The sequence below is a fragment of the Sulfurospirillum sp. HTRB-L1 genome (genome assembly GCF_059415125.1).
This window is the reverse complement of record NZ_JCAHZR010000002.1, coordinates 376,978-399,689: the sequence shown is the minus strand read 5'-3', so window position 1 is coordinate 399,689 and position 22,712 is coordinate 376,978. Positions and strand designations below refer to the sequence as shown.

The window sequence follows — 22,712 nt, the reverse complement described above, 5'->3', positions numbered from 1 at the left end:
TTCTTTACATGTAAGGGGCAATAGCCTCAAAAAGCGCATCAACGGGTTTTTTGACAATCGGTTGGTGAAACTGCGTTTTATTAAAGGTGCGCTGGCGTTTTGCCAGTTGCGCCGTGTGTGTGCTAATGGCTTCTTCCATTCTTTCATAACTCCACATCCCATCCAAATAAGCCAACACCTCTTTAATCCCAATGGCTTTCATGCACGCAGGCTTCCTGCCATAACGTTCTTCAAGGGTTTGTACTTCGGTGACTAACCCTTGGGCTAACATGGCACGGGTGCGCTGTTTGATGCGTTCACGCAACAATTCCCGCTCAACCTCGATTTCAAAAAGTGGTAAAGTGTCAATCAGCGGTGCTTGCAGGGTACGCGCTTGAAAGGTCGTGGGAATCTCTTTTGTTTCGTAGTAGAGTTCTAGCCATTTTTCCAAACGGTAACGGTCAAACTTTTCGGTGCGGTTTGCAAACACGGGATCAAGGGTTTGGGCAAGGGTTTGTACCGAGGCAATATCTTGAAGTGCTTCTTGAACACGCTCTTTGGTTGTGGCGGAAATCGGGGGTTTTTCGCTCATGCCTTGAAGCATCGCTTTGAGGTAAAAACTTGTGCCACCCACCAAGATGAGTGGTTTGCTTTTTTCGTGCGCAAAAGCCTTTGCTTGGCGGTAAAGGTCAAAAAAGAGTGTCACGTTAAAGGGGGTGTCTGGGCTAATCACATCGATGCCAAAATGGGGCACATCGCCCCGTTCTTGCGGTGTGGGTTTGGCAGAAGCAATGTCAATCTCTTGGTACAGCGCCAAAGAATCCAAAGACAAAATAACCCCGTGATAACGGCGCGCTAACGTTAGGGCTAACGCCGTTTTTCCTGAGGCAGTAGGCCCAAGAATAGCCACTTGTTTCACAAACACCCTTGGTAGAAACCTGAAAACAACAACACATCATCGCTTTGATGGTTGTCTAAATCCTCATCAATCAATCGCCCGATAATCTCCCCAAGGGCAGGCCCAAAGGTCATCCCTAGCCACCCATAACCCATCGCATAGACCATATTGCGGTATGTGCTATCGCGCCCAATAAGGGGCATGTCATTAGGCGTAAGAGGCCGAAACCCTGTCCAGTAGCGGGGATTTTTGAGTTCAAACTCTACCGTGTGGGCTTTAAGATTCTTGAGAATACTCTCAACGCGGCGCTTGTCAACATGGGCATCAACAGCACCAATTTCGAGTTTAGAGGTTAAGCGCATGTCGTGTCGACGCGGGGTGGCGATGATAAACAGGTCGTTAAACATGACACAGTGTTTGGGCTTGATGTGCTCTTCCATTTCAAAGGTGATGTTGTACCCTTTGGCAGGAAGCAGCATGAGCGGGGTGCCTAGCTTTGTGGCCAACATGCTCTGGTGCCCTGAGGCTAAAATGAACGTGTCGGCTTCGTAGGTGCGGGTTTTGCTACGCGCGCTTATAATGTGCCCAGCCCTCACGTCAAAATCTACAATCTCTTCTTCAAAGACAAAGGTAACCCCCTTGCGTTCTAGTAAGGCTTTAAGTTGTTCCATGAGTTGCCCAGGGTTGAGGCGGGCGTTGCGTTTGAGGTGTATGACTCCTTCGATATTGGGGCTCACAAAACCCAAACGCTCTTTGGCGGAGGCGTAGTCTAATACGTCGAATTTGGTAGGGTCTTTGGCGTGGCGCAGCTTGTCGCGGTAACTTTTGGCATCAGTAAAAACGAGCATCACCCCATCATGGTGAAAGTCAAAATCAAGGCCTTCTTCTTGGGTGAGGCGGTGGTAGGCTTGGGTGCTTTGTTCTCCGTAGCGTTCAAATAAAATGAGGGTTTTTTTCAAGCGCGCTTGGGTAGTACTCGCCATAAAGCGCACGAGCCAGCGGTAAAAATGAGGGTCAAGGTTGGGGCGCAAAACAATGGGACTTTTGCCTTGAAGCATGAGCCTGAGGGTTTTGGTGATGACGCCTGGGGCAGCCAAGGGCGCTTTTTCAAAAGCGGAGAGTAGTCCTGCGTTGCCAAAAGAAGGGGTGCCGCTCATGGTGCCTTGGTCGAGGATGGTGACGCGATGCCCTTTTTGCACGAGCGCGTAGGCACTCATGAGGCCCGCAACGCCTCCGCCGATAATGACAACTGATTGGGACATTGCTTTCCTTTTTTGCGTTACATGTAAGGGGTATTATAGCAAGCTTTGTGTTTTTTTTGGTAATCTAACTCTAATGAGAAATCAGGTAAAATCAAGGCATATTGTTTTTCAAAAAGGAGTGGCGTGGAACGTTTTGTCAGGGTGCTTAAGGATATTAACGAGCTTATTATGTTCAAGCATTCGGTGTTTGCGCTCCCGTTTATTTTTGTGGCGATGGTTGTGGCGAGCCATGGGGAGCGTGGGTCGGTGTGGTTTGGGTGGAAGCTCCTCTTCTTTGGGCTAGTAGCAGCCGTGAGTGCGCGCAACTTTGCCATGGGCTTTAACCGTTACGCGGATCGCGACATCGACAAAGCCAACCCCCGTACGGCGACGCGTCCAAGTGTGGACGGACGTATTGGCACGCGCAACATGCAACTGTTTATCGCCATCAATGGGCTTATTTTTATAGGGAGCGCGTGGTTGATTAACCCGCTAGCCTTTTACCTTAGTGTGCCCATTTTGTGCGTGCTTGGCGGGTACTCGCTGTTTAAACGCTTTAGCCCCTTGGCACACTTGGTCTTAGGACTTTCGTTGGGTCTTGCGCCCATTGCTGGAGTAGTGGCGGTGAGTGCGCATATCCCCTTGTGGGCAGCGTTACTCTCTCTAGGTGTTGTCTTTTGGGTGGCAGGGTTTGACTTGCTTTATTCGCTCCAAGACATGGAATACGACAGGCAAAACAAACTGCACTCTATCCCTTCTCATTTTGGCAAAGAAGCAACCTTTTTCATCTCCAAACTTTTTCATGCCCTAGCGGTGCTGTTTTGGGCACTGTTTGCATGGGCGGTGGGACTTGGGGTGCTTGGGTGGCTTGGCGTCATCGCATGCGCGGCCGTTTTGGTCCAAGAACACCGCATTGTGGCGCGGGATTTTAGCAAAATTGACCGTGCGTTTTTTACCCTCAACGGGTACCTTGGCCTGTTGTTTTTTTGTTTTGTATTGATGGACAGACTAGGAGCTTAGGATGGCGCGCCTTGTAAATGCCCCATTGAAAATCGCCTTTGAGGCAGTGGAAAATGAAAGCTTACATGTAAAAGAGTTTGAAAAAATGAGCTTAAGCGATGAAGACCCCGTGGGGCAGTGGTTGAAGATCGCTAAGGCACGCGGGGAGGCTAGCGAGAGCGACCCGGTACTGTTGACCTTAATGGTGGAACTTCACCGTAAGATAGACGCCCTTGGGGCGTATGTGCGCAACGAACAGCCTGCGTATTTGCCCTTGGCGCACACGGCAGAGATTGACCAGATTGGGTTTGAGTATTTTCACATGGAATCTCCTGTGTTAGAGGTGGGGAAACGGTACTATGGTAGGATTTTGATGCCCGTGTTTCCCAAGCGCGAATTTCCCCTTTTTTTTGAAGCCGAAAGGCCAGATTTGGCCAAGATGGTGCGGTTGCATGAGAACGATGAGAGCGATTGGAACGCTTACGTGATGGCGCGAGAACGCGTGATGATTCGACAAATGAAGGCAGAACGTGATGGATTTTGATCTTTTAGTATACGCGGGTATCGGGGTGTTGTTGGTGCTCATGTTTTTGATGGTCTATTTTAAAGACAGTGAGGCGAACCAGAAATTTATCAAATTTGAGCGCATGGTAGAAGAGCTGATGCAACAAAATCACCAATTGCGGCGCGATATGCTTGCGCAAGAAAAAGAGATGAAGGCAAAAAATGCGAGCTTTGAAGAGTATTTTCGCAAGCGCGTCCAAGAAGAGATAAACACCAACGTGATGCCATTGCTTAACTCTTTGCGAGAGATTGAGGGCATTATGCAAAGTTTTCAAGAAGAACAACAAGACAGGTTAAGCTCCCTAGAAGAGCGCACCAAAACCATCAACCGTTTTGCCGCGCCTTCGGCTACTTCCAATGAAAAACAAGTGATTGCCATGTTTAAAGAAGGGAAAAAAGAGCACGAGATTGCTAAAGAGTTACGCTTGGGGCTGGGTGAAGTGCAGTTTATTTTAAAAATGAATTACCTCAAATGACCCGTGCGCACCCTTCGTGGAAGCCACTCCTTGAAGAGGCTTACATGGCACTTTCCCCTCAGTACCGTGGATTTTTAGAAGCCCAAGAGGGCTATTTCCCTACCCATTTTTTGGCCGCCTTTAGCTCCTTGTCGCGCCAAGACACGCGGGCGATTTTGTTTGGCCAAGACCCTTACCCTAGGCGTGAAAGTGCTATTGGGTATGCCTTTATTGATGGGGCAGTGGAAGGGTTGTTTTCGCCTTCTGGGTTTTCAAAACCTGTCAACCGCGCCACCAGTTTGCGCAATTTTCTAAAGATGCAACTCCTCTCTCAGGGCTTATTGGCTCCTGAGACACTCTCGCAAGAGGCTATTTCCAAGGTAGATAAAAGGGGATTGATTGGGTCTATGGAAGAACTTCGTGCAAACTTTGAACGCGCAGGTATTTTGCTGTTAAACACCGCGCTAGTCTTTACATGTAAAGAAGAAACCCCATACCATGTCAAAGCATTTAAGCCTTTTATGCAAGTCCTTTTAGAGGGACTTTCGCAGGAGAACAAAGAGTTGATTTTGTTTGGAAATTTGGCTAAAGACATTGAAAAGCTTTTGCCCTCATGCCACGCCTACACGCTAGTTAAAACCCAACACCCTTACAACATTGGATTTATCCATGATGCAAAGGTGCAGGCGTATTTTGGCCCCAAGGACTTGCTAAACAAAGCCTAGAGGCGTATCTTTTCTGCTTTTTTCTCTTCCACCATTTGGTCGAGTAGGCTAAAGAGTTGTTTGCTCGCTTCCTCGGTTTTCTTGAAGCGCTCCACAAAGGTGTGCATGTTTTCCATGGTGTACCCTTTGGAGGCATCGCGCGTGTTTTGGTTGGTGTGGGCGTGTACTGCTTGGTGAGGTTCATTGATGAGCCCGTAAGCTTTAGTGCTTTCAAAACGCTCTTTTCCTGCACCGATGTACCATTTTCCAAAGGTGCACGCATCAGCCTCGACTCCTTCTTTGTCACAACGTTCGTTAATGACGCAATTGTACGCATTGGTTTTGTAAACGATGTGGTCTAGCTTGGCAAGGATAGTAAAGGTTTTGTTTTCCATGCTATAAGAGATGGTTGCCGTGCGGTTGGCGTTGGTGTTGAACTGGTTGAGGGTTTGTTCGAAATTGACCACATTTTCCCCCGCAGTTTCAGCAATGCCGTTGATGCGGTCGGAGTTGGCGTTGATTTCGTTGGTTTCTTGTTGTAAGGTTTGGATGGTGATAGAAATCTCTTGGGTGGCTTTTTGGGTGCGTTCGGCTAATTTTCGCACTTCATCAGCCACGACGGCAAACCCACGTCCATGCTCACCTGCGCGCGCCGCTTCAATGGCCGCGTTGAGGGCAAGCAGGTTGGTTTGGTCGGCGATGTCTTTAATGAGACTGACCACGGAGGAGATTTCTGAGGTGCGTTCGCTGAGGCTTTTGATGGCGTCATCCGTGCGCGCAATCAGTTGGGTGAGTTCTTTAACATCGCTTGCTAAGGCATTTACCGTTTCGAGGCTTTCATTGGATTTGCGTGCCGTGTCTGAAGCGGTTTCGGTGATGCGTGCCATTTCTTGGATGCTGTAGGTTAAGTCCGCTTGTACAGCATTAATGCCCGCATTGCCATTGCCAAGTTCGCTAAATTTTTCCGAAAGTACGCCACGAGCCTTGCCTTTTTGGCCCGCCTTAATCCCCTCAACCCCTTGGATAAACCCTTTGGCGTTGGTGGCAAAAAGTCCGCGAAATCCTTCGTTGAACAAGTTGCGGTACGTTTTTCCCTGGCTTGCTGCTTTGACGGAGGTGTTGGCTTCGCGCTGCAGGGCTTCCACTTGGTCTAGCAAGTCATTGATGGCCCACGCCACCTTCCCTAGAGGGTTTTTAGGGTCGATATCAACAATGCGTGGTTCAAGGTTGCCATTGGCCGCCTCTTGCACCACTGCAAGGGTTTTTTCGTAAATCTCTACGTCCACTTCCATTTTGCGCGAAGAGCCAAAAAATCCTCCCATAATCGCCCCTGCTAGCAAGGTGCCGCCCAAGAGGGCATCTGTGGCAAAACCAAAGGTTAAGGCAACAAAAAGGGCGAGAGCGCCAAGGAGCCTAGGATCGCTGAAGCGCGTTAACAAATGCGTCATAACTCACTCCTTTTTCGTCTAAGAGGTGTTTGAAGTAAGCTTCTGCAGCTTCGATACCACCGTTTTTTTCTTTGGCAAGTAATTGTTCGTAGAGGGGAATGATGACTTGCAAGGCTTTAGGGTTGGGTTTTCGTCGCACCGAATAAAAACCAACAATGCTTCCGTTACGGTCTAATGAAGCAGTGACATTGGCAAAGACCCAATAAAAGGAACCGTCAAAACTCATGTTTTTTACATAGGCAAAAATCTCTTCTTTAGCGCTAATGTTATGCCACAAGAGTTTGAAGATACAGCGGGGCATATCAGGATGTCGGACGATATTGTGAGGCTTGCCTAGCAACTCTTGCTCGGTGGCGCCAACGATGTCAATAAAGGGGAGATTACAATAGGTGATGCGACCTTTGGTGTCGGTCTTTGATACTAAAAATGCATCGTCTCTGACCTGTCTCTCCACACGTGTTGGAGTAGGGCGTTTCATGGCGAAAGGGTTCCTTTGGCGTAAAAAATAAACAACGCTATATTGTAGCCTTAGGGCGATTAAAAGGTGCTTTGGCTAAAGAAAAAGGGCAGAAACCTCAGGTATAATGCACGAAAATTGCGATAAACTTCTAAAAAAGACAAAAAAAGGGTTATTATGTTAATTGATGGTCATGGAAGAGAGGTCAGCTACCTTAGGGTTTCAGTCACCGAACGCTGTAATTTTCGGTGTCAGTATTGCATGCCCGAAAAGCCTTTTTCGTGGGTTCCTAAAGAAAAGTTACTCAGTTTTGAAGAACTGTTTTTGTTTATTAAGGTTGCTGTTGATGAGGGCATTACGAAAATCCGCATCACCGGGGGCGAGCCCCTTTTACGCCACGGGTTAGATGGGTTTATTGGCATGATTAATGCCTACAAGAGCGGTCTAGATATCGCCCTGACGACCAACGGGTTTTTACTTGCCGATGTGGCGCAAAAACTCTACGATGCGGGATTACGACGGGTCAATATTTCACTGGATTCACTGAAGCCTGAAGTGGCAAAGCAGGTAGCCCAAAAAGAGGTGCTTGGGCGTGTGCTTGGAGGCATTGAAGCGGCCCGTTTGGCAGGCTTACATGTAAAGATTAATACCGTACCTATGAAGGGTATCAACGACGCAGAATTGCTTGATATTATGGACTACGCTAAAGCGCGCAACATGCCCATTCGGTTTATCGAGTACATGGAAAACCACCACGCCAACCCTAATCTTAAAGGGCTTAAATCTGAAGAGATTAAAGCCATCATTGGCGCCAAATACGCCTTTGAAGATTTGGGACGTCAAGGTTCTAGTCCTGCGCAACTCTACCGCTTGGAAGACGGGTACGTGTTTGGCATCATCGACCCGCACAAGCACGATTTTTGCGAAACCTGTAACCGCATCCGCTTAACAGCCGAGGGAATGCTCATCCCCTGTTTGTATTTTGATGAAGCGATGAGCATTAAAGATTCTGTACGCAAAGGCGACGTGGCAGGAGCGGCGGAAGTGCTGCGCACGGTGCTTGCCAACAAGCCTGAAAAAAACCGTTGGAGCGAAGACAACGAAAACCAAAGCAGTGACCGCGCCTTTTACCAAACCGGCGGCTAGTGTGCTATAATGCGCGCTTTTTCATTTTGATACGCCCTTAGAGCAACGCTCTAAAAGCTACGCTAACGCTGTGTTTTCCTCAGCGGAAGGCTCGCGCACCTTTGGTGCTTTGGGTGTTTGTGTGGTGTTTATGTGAAAAAAAGAAGAGCCTGAAACACGCATTATAAAAAAAGGAAAGACGTGAAATACGGAGAGAAAATTATCACCACTTTTGACGTGGAAAACGATTTGGAAGTGTGGCCTAACAAGCACCAAAAAAACTATGTGATTCACATCACCTTGCCAGAATTTTGTTGCTTGTGTCCGCGCAGTGGGTACCCTGATTTTGCAACCATTAAGCTTGAATACACTCCTGATGCGTTGGTGGTGGAGCTCAAAGCCATCAAGCTTTACATCAACAGTTTTATGACCCGCTCCATTAGCCACGAAGACAGCGCCAATGAAATCTATGACGTGTTGATGGCCAAGCTTGCGCCAAAATGGCTCAAAGTGGTGGCCGATTTTAACCCGCGTGGTAATGTACATACGGTCATTGAGATTGACTCTTTGGTTGTGTCAAAAGGCTAGAGATGAGTGCAAAACAGACGTACATGTACGGGGCGGTTTTTGCCCTGCTCATCGCCCTAGCTAACTACACGGTGCAGTTTCCCATTAACACGTGGATTACCTATGGGGCATTGCTGTACCCTTTTACCTTTTTGATGTCTGACATTCTCTCCGAACGCTACAGCAAAGAAGAAACCCTGAAAGTGGTGCGTGTTGGGGTGGTGCTTGCCATCGTGCCTACCTTGTTAGTGGCCGATGGAAGAATCGCCTTTGCCTCCATCGTCACCTTTTTTGTGATTCAACAGTTGGATGTAGTTATTTTCCATGCGCTCAAACGCAAGTATGAAAAGCTGTGGTGGCTACGTAACAATGCCAGTACCCTCACCTCTCAACTCTTTGACACGGCCTTGTTTTTCACCCTTGCCTTTGGCGGCACGATGCCCCTTTCCATGCTTGTGAAACTCATCATCGGGGATTATCTGGTTAAGGTCATCTTAGCCCTTTTAGATACACCTTTTTTCTACCTCTTTGCCATCAGATTGCAAAACAAAGCCTTACGCAAACACCTTTAATTCCACGCCAAAAAAGACCGAAACGTGACCGCCTCCCCGCTTTTGAGGGGACGGTTTGTGTCGGTTAGGATAAACCCATTGCACCGGTTTAGTACATTAATCATTCCCGCGGCGATGTGCTTGGGGTGAAACGCACTGCCATCAAAAAAGCCCGGCACGATACTTTGAGAATAGGGATGGGCTTTAATGGGGCTAGCGGTGAAGGTGTTGATGAGGCCTTGCGTCTCGTCCATCCCATAAAGTTGGCGAATCAGTGCTGCGCCAATCACCTCAAACCCAAGCAACGAAGACATGGGAAGTCCTGGAAGGTGCACCACGGGAACCGTTCCTAAAAAACTCAATGCCGTCAAACCTGCAGGTGCCATGGCAACCCCTTTAAAGAGGGTGCGAAGAGGACTGGAACCTAGTAAAGAATGCATGGCGTCTTGCGCACTCATTCCCCCACTTGTAATGATAGCATCAGCATTTTGCAAGGAGGCTAGGGTTGCTAAAATGGCCTCAGGAGTGTCGCTGGTGTGGGTGATGGTGGCCGTGCGTGCGCCCATCATTTCACCGCGTGCGGCCATAGTGTAGGCGTTGGAGTTGTAAATGTGGCCAGCTTTAGGGGATTCTTGCACGTCGATAAGTTCATCCCCAATCCCCACATAAGCGATGCGCGCTTCTTTGATGACACGCAGGGTGTGCATCCCTTGGCTAGCAAGGTTAGTGATGTCGAAAGGGCCTATTTTTTGCCCCTTATGCACCAAACATTCTCCCGCTACGATGTCTTCCCCTTGGGCTTTGATAAAACTGCTATCAGGAACGACCTGTGAAGGGTCGCACGCGTGAAGGGTTTCATTTTCCACAATGCACGCGGTGTTTTCAGGGACACGCCCTCCTGTGGAGATGGAGGCAAGGCCCTCAAGGGAAGTAAGGGGCAAAGCGCTTAAGGGAACCACTTTTCCATCCCGCAAGGAAATCGGAAAAGGGGGAACACTAAAGCGCGCAAGAACAGGAACCGCACTGATGCGCCCAAAGGCTTTCATGAGAGGGACCGTTTCTACGGTTTTTAAGGGGATGATGTGGGAAGAGATTTGTGTTATGGCGTCACTAAGGCTTAATTTCACACCTGCTCCTAAAAGATTGTTTACAAATGGGTGTTTTAATTTTTGGTATTATAGCGACTTCAAAACAGACCAAGGAAAAGCCATGGATGAATTATTACGCATGAGCGTTATGCTGCACCTCTTTTTTGTTTTTGGAACGGGGAGCGTGGCGTTGTTGCATCTTGGGCTTTTAGTGGGAATCAAAGACGCCCAGCGCCTTGGCAAAAAGATTCATATGCTTATTCCCGCGTATTACCTTTTGCTTAGCGGCCTCTTTTTTACAGGACTTATTGCCCTTGCAGTGATGCATTTTCATCTCACCCATTGGGTTGGGATAATGCTTGTGGTGTGGGTGGTGATGCTTGGGGGAAGTATCAAAACCTACAGTTTGTTTAAAAAAACAAAATTTCAACATACGCAAGAAACGCAAGCACACTTTGTAGGGTTTGCAAAAAAGAAATACGCCCTTGACGCGCTGATGTTGGCGTTGTTGTTTGTGCTTGCCTAGGAGGAGCTATGCAGTTTGTATACGATGCGCGCGCAGGTCAAGAGGTGCTTTTGCTTGAGGGGGATGTGTTTGCACACCTTGTCAAATCCCGCCGTTTACGCGGGGGAGATTCCTTACATGTAAGGAATTTGCAAGAGCCAACACAATACGTGTACCAACTTGAAAGCATTTCCCGCAACAAAGCCCGTGCCTTGCTTAGAGCCACCACGCCTCTTGCGTTGCCTTCTTTGCATCCTTTGCGTGTTGGATGGGCGATGGTAGAGCAAAAAACCGTTGAAAAAGCCTTGCCCATGCTCAATGAAATGGGTGTAAGTAAAATCGTATTTGTCAAAAGCGACTACGCCCAAGGCAATGTTAAGATGGATTTTTCCCGCTTAGAGCGTTTGCTCATTGGCTCTTGCCAACAGTGTGGACGCAGTGACTTGCTTGTATTTGAAGAGTCGCCCAGTGTGGCCGCGTGGCTAGAGGCCAATCCCCATGGAGTGGTGGTTGATTTTTCACCTGAGCGTCTAGGAAGTCAAAAACCCAGTGCTTTTTTAGTAGGCTGCGAGGGCGGTTTTAGCCCTAAAGAGCGCGCTTTATTTGAAAAGCGCACCGTGGTGGGGCTAGAGAGCCCGTATATTTTACGAAGCGAAAGCGCGGTGGTGGCCATGGCGTCGAAGATTTTGACCTAAAAACGCCACCCCTTTCTTTTCGCGTTTTAGGGGAACTCTTGATGGGCTTTTGAAGCCATGCTAACCCTAGGCACCGTTGCGCGCAGAGCCCGCGACCTTTGGCGCTTTGGCTTCTTGCAAAAAAGAGCTAAAAAAAACCTTGAAAAAGGCTGAACTTTCTGTTATACTTCCACTTCCCTAATACCCTTAGATAGCAGTGGACTCCCAAAAGCCTGCCGCATTTGATTTTGAATAGAACGAAGGAATCACCGATGAAGAAAGAGATTCATCCAGAATACGTAGAGTGCACGGTTTCATGTGCATGTGGAAATAGTTTTGTGACAAACTCCAACAAACCAGAAATGCGAATCGATATTTGCAACGCTTGCCACCCGTTTTTTACAGGTAGTGAAAAGATTGTCGATGCTGCGGGACGGGTTGAGAAGTTTAAACGAAAATATAACCTTCAGTAAGTACAGTTGTAACACTCCGTGTTATATTTTATTCCTACACCGATAGGAAATTTAGAAGACATTTCGCACAGGAGCCTTCGGCTCCTTGCCTGCGCCACCACCCTCTTTTGTGAAGACACCCGCATTACCAAACGCCTTTTGATGCTTTTAAACGAACGCTATGGCCTTGAGAGTGCTCCTAAAACATTCATCTCTTTGCATTCCCACAATGAAACAGCACTCTTAAAAACCCTTGATGTCACGCTTTTTGAACAACCCTGTGTGTACGTAAGCGATGCGGGAATGCCTGGCATTAGTGACCCAGGTGCCGCCTTGGTGCGTTTTTGCCAAGAAAAAGGGATTGCCTACGAAGTGGTTCCTGGTGCAAATGCGGCCTTGCTTGCGTACGCGGCAAGCGGCTTTGAGGAGACAGCATTTAGTTTTTTTGGATTTTTGCCCCACAAAGGAAGAGCGCGCGAATTAGCCCTAGAAGCTTTGTTGGCGCACCCGCTTAATGTGATTCTTTACGAATCGCCCCATCGCATTGAACTGCTCATGGACGAATTGGCCCAAAAAGCCCCTCAACGCGCCCTTTTTGCCATCAAAGAAGCCACTAAAAAACACGAAAAAAGCTTTAGCGGTACCGTCTTACATGTAAAGGCGTGCATGCAAGAGGCTAACTTAAAAGGGGAGTGGGCATTGGTTATTCACGCTGCCCCCGCGCAAGTCTCCAGCTCTCCTTTGCTTGTCGAAGATATCATCACTCTCTCCCTCCCCCCTAAAGAAAAAGCAAAACTCTTAGCCAAAATGACGGGACAAAGTGTCAAGGAATGGTACGCAATATTGCAAGCGTAAGCTGCCCATAAGTCAATATTTAAGGGAATTTGGCTACACTCTTCCCCATGATAATCTATGGCAAACAACTCTTTTTTCACCTCCTCGACAACGCCCCAGCAATGTTGCGTACCATTTACTTGGCCAAGGAGTGCGATAAAAAGCAATTTTCACGCATTGCGGCCCTAAAACTTCCCATTGTTAGGCTAGATGCCAAGCATGCGCAAGCACTGGCAAAAGGAGGAAACCATCAAGGGTTTTTGGCGGAAATTACGCCCTTGGAACCCACTCCTTTAGAAACCCTCAAACAAGGAAAGTTTTTAGTGTTGCTGTATGGTCTAACAGACATGGGGAACATCGGCGCGATTTGCCGCAGTGCCTATGCTTTTGGTGCTGATGGCGTGATTGTTGCCAATATCAAGCACTTAAACCTTGAAGGCGTGCTTCGCACAAGCAGTGGCGCGGCGTTTGAAATGCCTATCGCCCACGGGAGTGATGGTTTGGGCGTAATGAATGAACTGGTGCAAAGCGGTTTTACCCTCTACGGGGCAGACGCTAGCGGTGAGGATATCCGAAGTGTTGTGCTTGCCGAAAAAAAAGTGTTGATACTTGGAAGTGAGGGCGAAGGGATACCTGAAAAAGCGTTGCGTCGATGCCACCATAAAGTGGCCATACCCATGGCGAGAGCCTTTGACTCTCTCAACGTAAGTGCTGCTGCGGCAGTGCTGTGTGATAGGATAGCCAATGCGTGATATGAAAACACTCGAAGAAATAGGCTTGCAAGAAGTTTCCAGAAAAACACACATTGAAGTGAAAACCCTTCAGTACATGGTGGATAAACAATTTGACAAGCTTGGACGTATCAACACCTTAGGTTTTTTGAAAATTGTAAGCCGAGAATTTCACTTGGACCTTACCCAATGGCAAGAAGAGTTTGAAGAATACTGGAAAAGCACCAAAGACCAAGACGACTCCAAAGACCCCGTGTTTATGATTAACACGCCCAATAGCCCCCTTAAACCCTTGCGGTTTGTGTTGTTTTTTGTGGCGTTGGTGGCCGTGGCGTTGTGGTACTTTGATGCGTGGGAAAAGGCCCGTGTTTATCTTGAACGCGACAAAGAACAAGAAGCGCCCATTGCCTTTACGGTGGCCCCTGTGATAGAAGAAGCAAAAGAATCCTTGGCACTTGTACAACAAGCCCCTATGGAAGAGGTGGGGGCAATAGAACAAGACGCTTCCCCTTCCGCAGAAACACCCCCTTCTTTAGAGGTGCCTGCCGTTGAGGCTCCAGAAGCAACAGAGGCTGTTGTTCAAGAAGTTTTGACCCAAGAAGACCCAGCAACTACCGTACATGTACAAGAGGGCACAATCGTGCCCAATGTTAATATTTGGGTGGGCATCGTGTACCTTGACACCATGAAGCGTGCCTCCCACTTAACCTCCAACGCGATAACGCTAGATTTTTCCAGAGAGCAAATTATTACCACCGGACATGGAAACTTTACTTTAGTGGAAGGGGAGGAGCGTCATGCGTACACCTCACAACTTCCTAAACGGTTTCACATCAAAGATAATGTTCTTCGAGAAATCAGTTATCAAGAATTTGTAACCCTCAATAAAGGCGCTGCTTGGTAACAAAACTTTTCGCCATAGTATGCTTTGCTAGCATGCTTCATGCTTCTTCTTTAGAAAAGACTATTATCCAGTTTATGGGAGAGGCTTCTTACCAGTCGCAGCGTAACTTGGTGCGGATTTTGTTTGCCAACGAAGGGCGCTATATGAACGCCCAGACGCCCAATACCCTAGAGATTTTGAAAACCTTAAAAGAGAATGGCTTATTGCGGCTTATTTACCCAGAAGCGCGTTTAGTGGAGCTTTCTTTTCATGCCAAAGAAAACCCTTTGCTGTTTATACGCATTGTCAACGAGTCGTTGCAAGCCATGGGCTACACCTTTTACCTCACGCAAAAAATGGAAAAAAACAGCGAAGGTGTTGTGTGGGTGATTGTGATGAACACCCAGCATGTGGTGGACCCCGTGTTGCTCTCACGCCAGATTGAGGTGCGTGGAGGAAGTATTCAAGCTATCGCAAAAGATACCCAAGGCCAATGGCGCTATGAGATTGACCTCAAAGAGGCAAGGGCAAAAGTGGAGCCTCATCCTTTGATGGTAACGGTGCCCCTTGGAAACCCCATTAACCCTTACTGGGTGAATGTTTCAGAGGCGGACCGCATGACCTTGCGTGCACACGCAGCGGACCGTTGGTTTCCAAGAATTGCTTTTTTTGATAAAACCTTGCAGCTTATTGAAGAAGTGCAAGAGGAAAATTCACGAGCGCAATTACGCCTGAGTGTCCCTGAAAATGCCGTGTATGCGCGCATTGAAGACCGTTATACGTTAGACAACATAAAGCGAGGCTTGAGCCTTTACCTTGAGAGGAGATGAACACATGTTTGATGAAATTAGGTTTAACACCATTGAGCGCCTTCCCAATTATGTATTTGCTGAAGTAAATGCGATCAAACTTGCCGCCAGACGCGCAGGCGAAGATATCATCGACTTTTCTATGGGCAATCCTGATGGAAGAACGCCCCAACACATTATTGACAAGTTGGTAGAGTCTGCCCAAAAAGATAAAACCCACGGGTATTCGGCCAGTCAAGGCATTTTCAAGCTGCGCTTGGCCATTTGTAATTGGTACAAACGCAAATACAATGTCATGCTTGACCCTGACACCGAAGCGGTCGTAGCCCTTGGAAGTAAGGAAGGGTTTGTGCATTTGGTGCATGCCATCATCAACCCCGGCGACGTGGCCGTGGTGCCAGAACCTGCTTATCCCATCCATACCCAAGCTTTTATTATTGCAGGGGGGAATGTGCACAAAATGGGGCTTGAGTTTAATGACGCCTTTGAGTTAGACGAAAATGCCTTTTTTGAAAAGCTCCAAAAAACCTTTCATGACTCCATTCCTAAGCCTAAATTTGTGGTGGTGAACTTTCCCCATAATCCCACGACAGTGACAGTGGAAAAGAGTTTTTACGAGCGTTTGGTGGCCATGGCTAAAAAAGAACGTTTTTATATTATCAGCGACATCGCTTACGCAGAGTTGACCTTTGATGGCTACAAAACACCTTCGATTTTTGAAGTGGAAGGGGCTAAGGATGTGGCAGTTGAGAACTACACACTCTCAAAAAGCTACAACATGGCAGGGTGGCGCGTGGGCTTTGTGGTGGGCAATGCCAAGCTTATCACCGCTCTTAAAAAAATTAAATCGTGGTTTGATTATGGGATGTTTACGCCCATTCAAGTGGCTGCAACCATCGCCCTTGATGGTCCCCAAGAGTGCGTGGAAGAGATTAAAGGGGTGTACGAAAAGCGACGGGATGTGTTGCTAGAGAGCTTCGCCAACGCAGGATGGGTGATGGCAAAGCCAAAATCTACCATGTTTATTTGGGCAAAATTGCCAGAATGTGCGCAGCATTTGGGGAGCATGGAGTTTTCAAAACAATTGCTAACGCGCGCCAAAGTCGCAGTGAGTCCTGGGATTGGATTTGGCGAACAAGGGGACGGGTATGTGCGTATTGCCCTCATTGAAAACGAAAACCGTATCCGCCAAGCGGCACGCAATGTCAAAAAATACCTCAAAGAGTTGCAGGAAGGAAAGTAGGGAATGATTAAGGTAGCTATCTTAGGCGTTGGCACGGTTGGCACCGCCGTTGCAACTATTTTACTGAAAAACAAAAATATCATTAAAGCCCGCAGCGGCAAAGAGATTGTGCCGGTGATTGGGGTGGTGAAAGACATCAACAAACCCCGCAATGCGCCATTGCCACTCACCGATGACTTAGAAGCTGTGTTGGCGCGTGAGGATATTGATATTTATGTGGAGCTCATGGGTGGGGTTACGCAAACCCACGGTATTGTGAAGCGCATCTTAGCTAAAGGTAAACCTGTTGTTACGGCCAATAAGGCCCTTTTGGCATACCACCGTTACGACTTGCAAGCAGTGGCAGGCGGTGTGGCTATTGGGTTTGAGGCTAGCGTGGCAGGGGGAATTCCCATCATTAAAGCCTTGCGCGAAGGACTGAGTGCTAACCACATTGAATCCATTCAAGGCATTATGAACGGCACGAGCAATTACATTTTGACTAAAATGATGCACGAAAAAGTCAGTTTTGAGACCGTACTTAAAGAGGCCCAAGCCCTTGGGTACGCCGAAGCAGACCCAACGTTTGATGTGGGTGGCTTTGACGCGGCACACAAACTGCTCATCCTTGCAAGTATTGCCTATGGCGTACACGGGGACCCTGAGGATATTTTAATCGAAGGGATTGAAAACATTAGCCAAGAGGATATTTATTTTGCTAAAGAGTTTGATTACACCATTAAACTCCTTGGCATTGCCAAACGTCGTGGCACTCAGGTGGAATTGCGCGTGCACCCTGCCTTGGTTCCTAGCGAAAAGATGATTGCCAAAGTGGATGGCGTGATGAACGGCATTAGCGTTGTGGGCGATGCCGTGGGCGAGACCATGTATTATGGCCCAGGTGCGGGGGGAAATGCCACAGCGAGTGCGGTGATTTCTGATTTGATTGACATTGCCAGAGACGCTCAGGGGTCGCCGATGCTTGGCTTCAAACAGCCTCTTGAAGAGGTACATTTGACCTTGATGCCAAAAGAAGAGATTGAAACCAAGTATTATTTGCGCTTACATGTAAGGGATGAAAAAGGGGTGCTTGCCAAGATTGCTACCATCTTGGGCGAATGCGATATTTCCATTGACAGCTTTTTGCAAAAACCTGATGTTTCAAGTCGCAAAGACGTTACCTTGTTGTTTGCCACCCATACATGTAAAGAATCGAATGCAAAAAAAGCGATTGCGGCCATTTCAACCTTGGATTTTGTGTCGGATATTCCCCATATGATTCGGATTGAGGAATAGGCCGTGGGCCTTGGGCAAGAAGGAGAAGCAAAGGCGCGTGCCTTTCTCCTTGACCAAGGCTTAACCATTATTGCGACGAATTTTCATTCCCGTTTTGGTGAGATAGATATCGTCGCCAAAAGCACGAAAACCCTTCATTTTATTGAAGTCAAAAGTACCAAACACGAAGATGCCCTTGAGCGCATCACTCCTGCAAAAATGCAAAAAATTCAAAAGACAATCGACTACTTTTTGTACAAACATGCCTTTACATGTAACTACCAAATTGACGCAATAATTGTGACAAAAAATGGTCTTGAATGGCTTGAAAACATAAGCTACTAAAGGGGTAAAGGAGTAATGCCCATCGCTATGGTTTCTTTAAACTTAGAGGCGGTATAATGCCTCCTATTGAATACCTAAGGAGAGAAAATGGGAAAATACATTGATTTAAACGCATCAAATTTTGATATTTCTAAAGAAGGTGTTGCGTTAGTTGACTTTTGGGCCCCTTGGTGTGGACCGTGTCGCATGATTGCTCCTGTGATTGAAGAGTTGGCAGAAGAGTTTGAGGGAAAAGCAAAAATCTGCAAAGTGAACACAGACGAAGAGCAAGACATTGCCATTCAGTTTGGCATTCGCTCTATCCCCACCATTCTCTTTTTTAAAGACGGCGAGATGGTAGACCAAATGGTCGGCGCTTCATCAAAACAAGTTTTGGCGGATAAGCTTAATTCATTGCTCTAATGAGAAATGTTAGAGGGAGAAGTCCCTTCTCCCTTAATTACCTTTTTGCTTCTTTTTTCGGCGCATTGATGATTGCAAGTGCGTTTGCATACTACAACTACCGGTTTTCTGAGTACAAATTCATTGATTTTAGCGAATGGATTTTTTACCAAAAATCGGAACTATTTCAACCCACTTCCGATAACTATACCGTGCTTGTTTTAAGTTCAAACATGGATGATGTGGATATGTTGTTGCCAAAAATGAAGACAAAACACCCCGTGCTCGTGGTGGATTTGTACCAAAAAAGAGAAGCGTCCCGCGAAGGGATGCAGTATGTGAGTGCAGGGATGAATACCCTTTTGCCCTTTGTACAACGGTTTGGAATTTATGAAATTCCTACAGCCTTTGATCTCACAAAAGAGCAAGGCACGCTTTATAAACAAAACAGTCCGATGCGGACGATGCGTTAAGGAGAAGATATGTTGGATTTAGCGATTGTCGGGGGAGGCCCCGCAGGATTAACGGCGGGTTTGTACGCCACCCGGGGTGGATTGGCCGATGTTGTGATGTTTGAAAAAGGGATGCCAGGCGGCCAGATCACCCAAAGCAGTGAGATTGAAAACTATCCAGGTTCTCCTGAAGTGCTCACGGGCATGGAATTCATGGAACCGTGGACCGAACAAGCCATGCGCTTTGGGCTAAAACATGAGATGCAAGAAGTGTTGCGCGTGAGCAAACAGGCTAACAATACCTTTGAACTTGCCTTAGCAGGTGGAAAAACCGTGCAGGCAAAAAGTGTCATCGTGTGCACGGGAAGTACGCCAAAGCGTGCGGGTTTTGAAGGAGAGGACGCTTTTTTTGGCAAGGGTGTTAGCACCTGCGCCACGTGCGATGGCTTTTTTTACAAAGGCAAGGAAGTGGCTGTGCTAGGCGGAGGCGATACGGCCTTAGAAGAGGCCCTGCATTTAGCAAAAACCTCGAGTAAAATCTACCTTATTCACCGCAGAGATACCTTTCGTGCCTCGCCTGTAACGGTTGAAAAAGTGAAAAAAACTGCCAATATTGAATTGGTCTTAAACGCGAGTGTCAAAAAAGTTTACGGCGGCCCTATGGGTGTTGATGGGGTGATTGTGGTGGATAAAACAGGCAATGAGCGTGACCTGAAGGTACCTGGCATTTTCACCTTTGTTGGCATGAATGTCAACAATGGCATTTTACGCCAAGAAGATGGCGCGATGCTGTGCGAACTTAGCCAAGCAGGGGAAGTGGTAGTTGATTTGTCGATGAAAACAAGTACCCCGGGATTGTTTGCCGCAGGAGACATTCGCATCGAAGCACCCAAACAAGTGGTGTGCGCCGCGGGCGATGGGGCAACAGCTGCACTGAGTGCCATGGGATACCTTGAACATTGGGAGAGTAAATAATGCTAAAGATTGGAATCCACGGCTCCACAGGCCGCATGGGTCGGATGATTATTGAAAATTTGGAAGAAGACTTGGAGGCAAATGCCGCGGTGTTGCATGCCATTGAAGCCTTTTCTTTTACGCCGCCTTCTGAGGCTATAGTCACAGATACACTCGCTTTGTTGTGCGAGCATAGTGATGTTATCATTGATTTTACCCTGCCTGTTGGCACCGAAGCCTTGCTTGAAGCCGTGATAAAATCGCCCCGCCCTCTTGTGATTGGAACAACAGGGTTGAGCGAACATCAGCAAAATTTGCTCAAAGAAGCAGCGACACAAATGCCTATTTTGTATTCGACCAATATGTCTTTGGGCGTGGCAGTGATGAACCGTTTGGTGGAGCTGGCTTCTCAAAGTTTGCGCGAATTTGATATTGAAATCGTAGAACAGCACCACCGTTATAAAAAAGACGCACCCAGTGGTACGGCGATGACCTTGGGTGAGTACGCGGCACGCGGTCGCGGACTAGACTTGAATGAAGTGCGTATTAGCGGGCGCAATGGCATGATTGGGGAGCGCACTAAAGATGAGATTGCCATCATGGCACTTCGCGGTGGAGACATCGTTGGGCGGCATACGGTAGGGTTTTACAATGACGGTGAATTTATCGAGATGAACCACACCGCCACCAGTCGCAACACCTTTGCCAAGGGCGCGATTCGCGCGGCAAAATGGATTGCGACGCAAGAGAACGGGTTGTATCACATCAGTGATTGTCTCGGACTCAACTAAAGGATAGCAAAATGTGCGCAGTTGTTGGGATATTTGATTCAAAAGAAGCGGCCAAAGTCGCCTATTATGCACTTTTTGCAATGCAACACCGGGGCCAAGAAGCCACCGGGATTAGTGCGAGCAACGGGACGTGTATTAAAACCGTGAAACGGCGAGGGCTAGTGACAGAAGTGTTTGACGAGGAAGCCTTTAAACTTCTTCAAGGGCACATGGCTGTTGGGCACAACCGGTATTCAACAGCAGGCAGTGCATCGGTTTTGGATGCCCAACCAGTGGCAGCTAGTTATCAGCTTGGTCAAATTTCGATTGTGCACAATGGAAATTTGGTCAACAAAAACGAAGTGCGCAGTAGGTTGATTGAAGAAGGGGCGATTTTCCAATCCTCTATGGACACAGAAAACATTATTCACCTCATTGCCCGTAGCCAAGAAGAACGGTTGCAAGACCGTATTGTGGAGGCACTGGGAGCCATTAAAGGGGCGTATTCATTATTGATTCAATCACGCCATAAGATGTTTGCCATTCGTGACCCTTATGGGGTGCGCCCTTTGGCCTTAGGGAAGCTTGCCGATGGTGGGTTTATCGTGGCGAGTGAAACCTGCGCTTTTGATTTAGTAGGCGCGGAATTTGTAAGGGATGTGCGTCCGGGCGAAATGTTGATTTTTGAAGAAGGAAAAAAAGCACCCAAAAGCATTCAACTCTTTGAACCCGACCCTCGCATTTGCGCCTTTGAATTTATCTATTTTGCTAGACCTGATAGTACAATCGAAGGTAAAAATGTTTACCAAGCGCGCCAGCGCATGGGTATTGCCCTAGCAAAAGAATCCCCCACGCAGGCGGATTTGGTCATTCCTGTACCAGACAGCGGCGTTGCAGCAGCCCTTGGGTATGCCAAAGAGAGTGGCGTGCCTTTTGAGATGGCGATTGTGCGCAACCACTATGTGGGCCGTACGTTCATCGAACCTACTCAAAAAATGCGGGATTTAAAAGTCAAACTCAAGCTTTCCCCCATGCGCTCGGTTTTAGAGGGAAAAAGCGTGGTGGTGATTGATGATAGTATCGTGCGGGGTACTACATGTAAACAAATCGTACGGCTTTTAAAAAGCGCGGGTGCTAAAGAGGTGCACTTGAAGATCGCTGCACCGCCTATTAAGCACCCCTGCCGTTACGGGATTGATACTCCTAGCTACGAAGAGCTTATTAGTGCAAACCACACCGTAGAGGAAGTGTGTGAATACGTGGGTGCGGATTCGCTCTCGTTTCTTTCCATTGATGCGTTAGTGAAAAGCATCGGAGACGATCGACGTTATTCGTTGGTGAGTTTTGACGGCGATTACTTCATCCAATAACCCAAGCACCTCTTTAAAAGAGGTGCTCACCATGGGGCGGTATTTTCGTAAAACCTTTGGGACAAGCGTGTATAAAGTGCCTGTATCGCTCATGGGATTTACCTGTCCAAATATCGATGGCACCGTGGCTAAGGGTGGGTGTATTTATTGTGAAAATGAATCTTTTAGCCCCAACCTTAGTGGTGTCGTGCAACCCAAACGTTTTCGCCTTAACCTGACCAGTGAAAACCCTCTTTTAAACGAGCAACTACTCCAACTTGAAGCTCAGGTGATTGAAACCAAATCTAAATTGGTACATAAATTTAAAGCCAAAAAGTTCCTCATCTATTTCCAATCTTTTACCAACACCTACGCACCCTTTGAAACCCTCAAAGCCTTGTACGAAAAAGCCTTGAGTTTTGAAGGGGTGGTGGGGATTAGCGTGGGGACACGCACGGATGCTTTAACAGAAGAGACCTTGGCTTACCTCGCCGCGTTGGCAAAAACCCATGAAGTGTGGGTGGAATTTGGCGTCCAATCGTGCCATGATGCAACCTTAAAGCGCATTAACCGCGGCCATGATTTTGCCAACGCGGCGACGTGGATTCAAAAAAGCAAAGCGTGTGGGTTGAAAGTTTGTGCTCACGTCATCTTTGGGCTTCCCGATGAAACCCCTAAAATGATGCTAGAGAGTGTACAAAAAACGGTTGAGCTTGGCATAGACGCCATCAAAATTCACCCCCTTTATGTGACAAAACGCACGGCCCTTGCGGCGGAGTATGCCAAGGGAAAATTCACCCCCATGGACGAAGAAGTTTACCTTGATACGTTAGTAAAGACATTGCAGATGTTGCCAGAAAATGTGGTGGTACAGCGCATTACGGCGGGTGTGGACGATGACACGCTCATTGCCCCTGCATGGTGTGGCAATTTAAAAGAGCAGCGCAAACAGATTCGATTGGCTTTGGAAAAAGCAGGGTTGTACTATTAGGCTTTTTAG

The 22,712-nt window shown here is 47.6% G+C and carries 28 protein-coding genes; 23 read left to right on the top strand and 5 right to left on the bottom strand.

Features of this window, described 5'->3' with window-relative positions:
- Positions 1-4: 4 nt before the first annotated feature.
- Positions 5-898 (bottom strand): tRNA (adenosine(37)-N6)-dimethylallyltransferase MiaA, encoded by an 894-nt coding sequence (gene miaA, locus AC5SLM_RS04760; protein WP_495249788.1) that lies wholly within the window; start codon positions 896-898, stop codon positions 5-7.
- Positions 895-2,139, bottom strand: a complete 1,245-nt coding sequence (locus tag AC5SLM_RS04755) for an NAD(P)/FAD-dependent oxidoreductase (protein WP_495249787.1) — start codon at positions 2,137-2,139, stop codon at positions 895-897. The genes miaA and AC5SLM_RS04755 overlap by 4 nt, the downstream gene beginning before the upstream one ends.
- A 123-nt stretch (positions 2,140-2,262) precedes the next feature.
- Between AC5SLM_RS04755 and mqnP the strand changes: the two genes are divergently transcribed.
- Genes mqnP through AC5SLM_RS04735 form a run of 4 tightly spaced genes read left to right on the top strand, consistent with a single transcriptional unit; the run spans position 2,263 to position 4,861 of the window.
- Positions 2,263-3,138, top strand: a complete 876-nt coding sequence (mqnP, locus tag AC5SLM_RS04750) for a menaquinone biosynthesis prenyltransferase MqnP (RefSeq protein ID WP_495249786.1) — start codon at positions 2,263-2,265, stop codon at positions 3,136-3,138.
- Position 3,139: 1 nt separating this feature from the next.
- Positions 3,140-3,661: a hypothetical protein gene (locus AC5SLM_RS04745; protein WP_495249785.1), complete on the top strand. Its 522-nt coding sequence runs from the start codon at positions 3,140-3,142 to the stop codon at positions 3,659-3,661.
- On the top strand, positions 3,648-4,157 hold the full coding sequence (locus tag AC5SLM_RS04740) for a DUF6115 domain-containing protein (protein WP_495249784.1): 510 nt from the start codon (positions 3,648-3,650) through the stop codon (positions 4,155-4,157). Before AC5SLM_RS04745 ends, AC5SLM_RS04740 begins: the two co-directional genes overlap by 14 nt.
- Complete coding sequence (locus tag AC5SLM_RS04735; protein WP_495249783.1) at positions 4,154-4,861, top strand: uracil-DNA glycosylase family protein; 708 nt, start codon at positions 4,154-4,156, stop codon at positions 4,859-4,861. The genes AC5SLM_RS04740 and AC5SLM_RS04735 overlap by 4 nt, the downstream gene beginning before the upstream one ends.
- On the opposite strand, the gene AC5SLM_RS04730 is transcribed toward AC5SLM_RS04735, so the two are convergent.
- Complete coding sequence (locus AC5SLM_RS04730; protein ID WP_495249782.1) at positions 4,858-6,288, bottom strand: methyl-accepting chemotaxis protein; 1,431 nt, start codon at positions 6,286-6,288, stop codon at positions 4,858-4,860. The two genes, AC5SLM_RS04735 and AC5SLM_RS04730, sit on opposite strands and share 4 nt — an antisense overlap.
- A complete protein-coding gene (locus AC5SLM_RS04725) occupies positions 6,254-6,766 on the bottom strand; it encodes a PAS domain-containing protein (RefSeq protein ID WP_495249781.1) in 513 nt (170 codons plus the stop codon). Before AC5SLM_RS04725 ends, AC5SLM_RS04730 begins: the two co-directional genes overlap by 35 nt.
- 156 nt (positions 6,767-6,922) lie before the next feature.
- Here AC5SLM_RS04725 and moaA point away from each other — a divergent pair, with 156 nt between their 5' ends.
- From moaA to AC5SLM_RS04710, 3 genes are all read left to right on the top strand, one after another.
- A complete protein-coding gene (moaA, locus tag AC5SLM_RS04720; protein WP_495249780.1) occupies positions 6,923-7,891 on the top strand; it encodes a GTP 3',8-cyclase MoaA in 969 nt (322 codons plus the stop codon).
- Positions 7,892-8,071: 180 nt separating this feature from the next.
- Positions 8,072-8,458 (top strand): preQ(1) synthase, encoded by a 387-nt coding sequence (gene queF, locus AC5SLM_RS04715; protein WP_495249779.1) that lies wholly within the window; start codon positions 8,072-8,074, stop codon positions 8,456-8,458.
- Positions 8,459-8,460: 2 nt separating this feature from the next.
- Positions 8,461-9,009, top strand: coding sequence for a queuosine precursor transporter (locus tag AC5SLM_RS04710; RefSeq protein WP_495249778.1), 549 nt, complete (start codon positions 8,461-8,463; stop codon positions 9,007-9,009).
- On the opposite strand, the gene AC5SLM_RS04705 is transcribed toward AC5SLM_RS04710, so the two are convergent.
- Positions 9,006-10,115 carry a molybdopterin-binding protein gene (locus AC5SLM_RS04705; protein WP_495249777.1) on the bottom strand — a complete coding sequence of 370 codons (1,110 nt, stop codon included), beginning with the start codon at positions 10,113-10,115 and terminating at the stop codon, positions 9,006-9,008. The genes AC5SLM_RS04710 and AC5SLM_RS04705 overlap by 4 nt on opposite strands.
- 82 nt (positions 10,116-10,197) lie before the next feature.
- Between AC5SLM_RS04705 and AC5SLM_RS04700 the strand changes: the two genes are divergently transcribed.
- The 16 genes from AC5SLM_RS04700 (at position 10,198) to mnmL (ending at position 22,703) form a co-directional block, all read left to right on the top strand.
- A complete protein-coding gene (locus AC5SLM_RS04700) occupies positions 10,198-10,602 on the top strand; it encodes a hypothetical protein (protein WP_495249776.1) in 405 nt (134 codons plus the stop codon).
- Positions 10,603-10,610: 8 nt separating this feature from the next.
- Positions 10,611-11,276, top strand: coding sequence for a 16S rRNA (uracil(1498)-N(3))-methyltransferase (locus AC5SLM_RS04695; protein WP_495249775.1), 666 nt, complete (start codon positions 10,611-10,613; stop codon positions 11,274-11,276).
- A gap of 251 nt (positions 11,277-11,527) precedes the next feature.
- Positions 11,528-11,728: a 50S ribosomal protein L31 gene (gene rpmE / locus AC5SLM_RS04690; protein WP_495249774.1), complete on the top strand. Its 201-nt coding sequence runs from the start codon at positions 11,528-11,530 to the stop codon at positions 11,726-11,728.
- Between the two features lie 18 nt (positions 11,729-11,746).
- Positions 11,747-12,562, top strand: a complete 816-nt coding sequence (gene rsmI / locus AC5SLM_RS04685; RefSeq protein ID WP_495249773.1) for a 16S rRNA (cytidine(1402)-2'-O)-methyltransferase — start codon at positions 11,747-11,749, stop codon at positions 12,560-12,562.
- Between the two features lie 47 nt (positions 12,563-12,609).
- Entirely contained in the window at positions 12,610-13,293 is a 684-nt protein-coding gene (gene rlmB, locus AC5SLM_RS04680) for a 23S rRNA (guanosine(2251)-2'-O)-methyltransferase RlmB (RefSeq protein WP_495249953.1), read from the top strand.
- Positions 13,286-14,176, top strand: a complete 891-nt coding sequence (locus AC5SLM_RS04675) for a hypothetical protein (RefSeq protein ID WP_495249772.1) — start codon at positions 13,286-13,288, stop codon at positions 14,174-14,176. Before rlmB ends, AC5SLM_RS04675 begins: the two co-directional genes overlap by 8 nt.
- The gene (locus AC5SLM_RS04670) at positions 14,170-14,985 is read left to right on the top strand and encodes a hypothetical protein (protein ID WP_495249771.1); all 816 of its coding nucleotides are present in this window, start codon (positions 14,170-14,172) and stop codon (positions 14,983-14,985) included. The genes AC5SLM_RS04675 and AC5SLM_RS04670 overlap by 7 nt, the downstream gene beginning before the upstream one ends.
- A gap of 4 nt (positions 14,986-14,989) precedes the next feature.
- The gene (locus tag AC5SLM_RS04665; protein ID WP_495249770.1) at positions 14,990-16,207 is read left to right on the top strand and encodes an LL-diaminopimelate aminotransferase; all 1,218 of its coding nucleotides are present in this window, start codon (positions 14,990-14,992) and stop codon (positions 16,205-16,207) included.
- 6 nt (positions 16,208-16,213) lie between these two features.
- On the top strand, positions 16,214-17,482 hold the full coding sequence (locus tag AC5SLM_RS04660) for a homoserine dehydrogenase (protein ID WP_495249952.1): 1,269 nt from the start codon (positions 16,214-16,216) through the stop codon (positions 17,480-17,482).
- Positions 17,483-17,485: 3 nt separating this feature from the next.
- Complete coding sequence (locus tag AC5SLM_RS04655) at positions 17,486-17,806, top strand: YraN family protein (RefSeq protein WP_495249769.1); 321 nt, start codon at positions 17,486-17,488, stop codon at positions 17,804-17,806.
- Positions 17,807-17,893: 87 nt separating this feature from the next.
- Positions 17,894-18,208 (top strand): thioredoxin, encoded by a 315-nt coding sequence (trxA, locus tag AC5SLM_RS04650; RefSeq protein WP_205458532.1) that lies wholly within the window; start codon positions 17,894-17,896, stop codon positions 18,206-18,208.
- 68 nt (positions 18,209-18,276) lie between these two features.
- Complete coding sequence (locus AC5SLM_RS04645) at positions 18,277-18,660, top strand: hypothetical protein (protein ID WP_495249768.1); 384 nt, start codon at positions 18,277-18,279, stop codon at positions 18,658-18,660.
- Between the two features lie 9 nt (positions 18,661-18,669).
- Positions 18,670-19,614 carry a thioredoxin-disulfide reductase gene (trxB, locus tag AC5SLM_RS04640; RefSeq protein WP_495249767.1) on the top strand — a complete coding sequence of 315 codons (945 nt, stop codon included), beginning with the start codon at positions 18,670-18,672 and terminating at the stop codon, positions 19,612-19,614.
- A complete protein-coding gene (gene dapB, locus AC5SLM_RS04635) occupies positions 19,614-20,384 on the top strand; it encodes a 4-hydroxy-tetrahydrodipicolinate reductase (RefSeq protein WP_495249766.1) in 771 nt (256 codons plus the stop codon). The genes trxB and dapB overlap by 1 nt, the downstream gene beginning before the upstream one ends.
- Before the next feature lie 11 nt (positions 20,385-20,395).
- Positions 20,396-21,733 (top strand): amidophosphoribosyltransferase, encoded by a 1,338-nt coding sequence (purF, locus tag AC5SLM_RS04630; protein ID WP_495249765.1) that lies wholly within the window; start codon positions 20,396-20,398, stop codon positions 21,731-21,733.
- Between the two features lie 31 nt (positions 21,734-21,764).
- The gene (mnmL, locus tag AC5SLM_RS04625; protein WP_495249951.1) at positions 21,765-22,703 is read left to right on the top strand and encodes a tRNA modification radical SAM protein MnmL/YtqA; all 939 of its coding nucleotides are present in this window, start codon (positions 21,765-21,767) and stop codon (positions 22,701-22,703) included.
- The last annotated feature ends 9 nt before the right edge of the window (positions 22,704-22,712 follow it).

Bases quoted from the DNA above. Each gene is read 5' to 3' on its own strand.
- AC5SLM_RS04755 (WP_495249787.1), bottom strand. From the start codon at position 2,139: ATGTCCCAATCAGTTGTCATTATCGGCGGAGGCGTTGCGGGCCTCATG.
- AC5SLM_RS04745 (WP_495249785.1), top strand. From the start codon at position 3,140: ATGGCGCGCCTTGTAAATGCCCCATTGAAAATCGCCTTTGAGGCAGTG.
- AC5SLM_RS04735 (WP_495249783.1), top strand. From the start codon at position 4,154: ATGACCCGTGCGCACCCTTCGTGGAAGCCACTCCTTGAAGAGGCTTAC.
- AC5SLM_RS04730 (WP_495249782.1), bottom strand. From the start codon at position 6,288: ATGACGCATTTGTTAACGCGCTTCAGCGATCCTAGGCTCCTTGGCGCT.
- AC5SLM_RS04725 (WP_495249781.1), bottom strand. From the start codon at position 6,766: ATGAAACGCCCTACTCCAACACGTGTGGAGAGACAGGTCAGAGACGAT.
- moaA (WP_495249780.1), top strand. From the start codon at position 6,923: ATGTTAATTGATGGTCATGGAAGAGAGGTCAGCTACCTTAGGGTTTCA.
- AC5SLM_RS04710 (WP_495249778.1), top strand. From the start codon at position 8,461: ATGAGTGCAAAACAGACGTACATGTACGGGGCGGTTTTTGCCCTGCTC.
- AC5SLM_RS04700 (WP_495249776.1), top strand. From the start codon at position 10,198: ATGGATGAATTATTACGCATGAGCGTTATGCTGCACCTCTTTTTTGTT.
- AC5SLM_RS04695 (WP_495249775.1), top strand. From the start codon at position 10,611: ATGCAGTTTGTATACGATGCGCGCGCAGGTCAAGAGGTGCTTTTGCTT.
- rpmE (WP_495249774.1), top strand. From the start codon at position 11,528: ATGAAGAAAGAGATTCATCCAGAATACGTAGAGTGCACGGTTTCATGT.
- rlmB (WP_495249953.1), top strand. From the start codon at position 12,610: ATGATAATCTATGGCAAACAACTCTTTTTTCACCTCCTCGACAACGCC.
- AC5SLM_RS04675 (WP_495249772.1), top strand. From the start codon at position 13,286: ATGCGTGATATGAAAACACTCGAAGAAATAGGCTTGCAAGAAGTTTCC.
- AC5SLM_RS04665 (WP_495249770.1), top strand. From the start codon at position 14,990: ATGTTTGATGAAATTAGGTTTAACACCATTGAGCGCCTTCCCAATTAT.
- trxA (WP_205458532.1), top strand. From the start codon at position 17,894: ATGGGAAAATACATTGATTTAAACGCATCAAATTTTGATATTTCTAAA.
- AC5SLM_RS04645 (WP_495249768.1), top strand. From the start codon at position 18,277: ATGATTGCAAGTGCGTTTGCATACTACAACTACCGGTTTTCTGAGTAC.
- trxB (WP_495249767.1), top strand. From the start codon at position 18,670: ATGTTGGATTTAGCGATTGTCGGGGGAGGCCCCGCAGGATTAACGGCG.
- dapB (WP_495249766.1), top strand. From the start codon at position 19,614: ATGCTAAAGATTGGAATCCACGGCTCCACAGGCCGCATGGGTCGGATG.
- purF (WP_495249765.1), top strand. From the start codon at position 20,396: ATGTGCGCAGTTGTTGGGATATTTGATTCAAAAGAAGCGGCCAAAGTC.
- mnmL (WP_495249951.1), top strand. From the start codon at position 21,765: ATGGGGCGGTATTTTCGTAAAACCTTTGGGACAAGCGTGTATAAAGTG.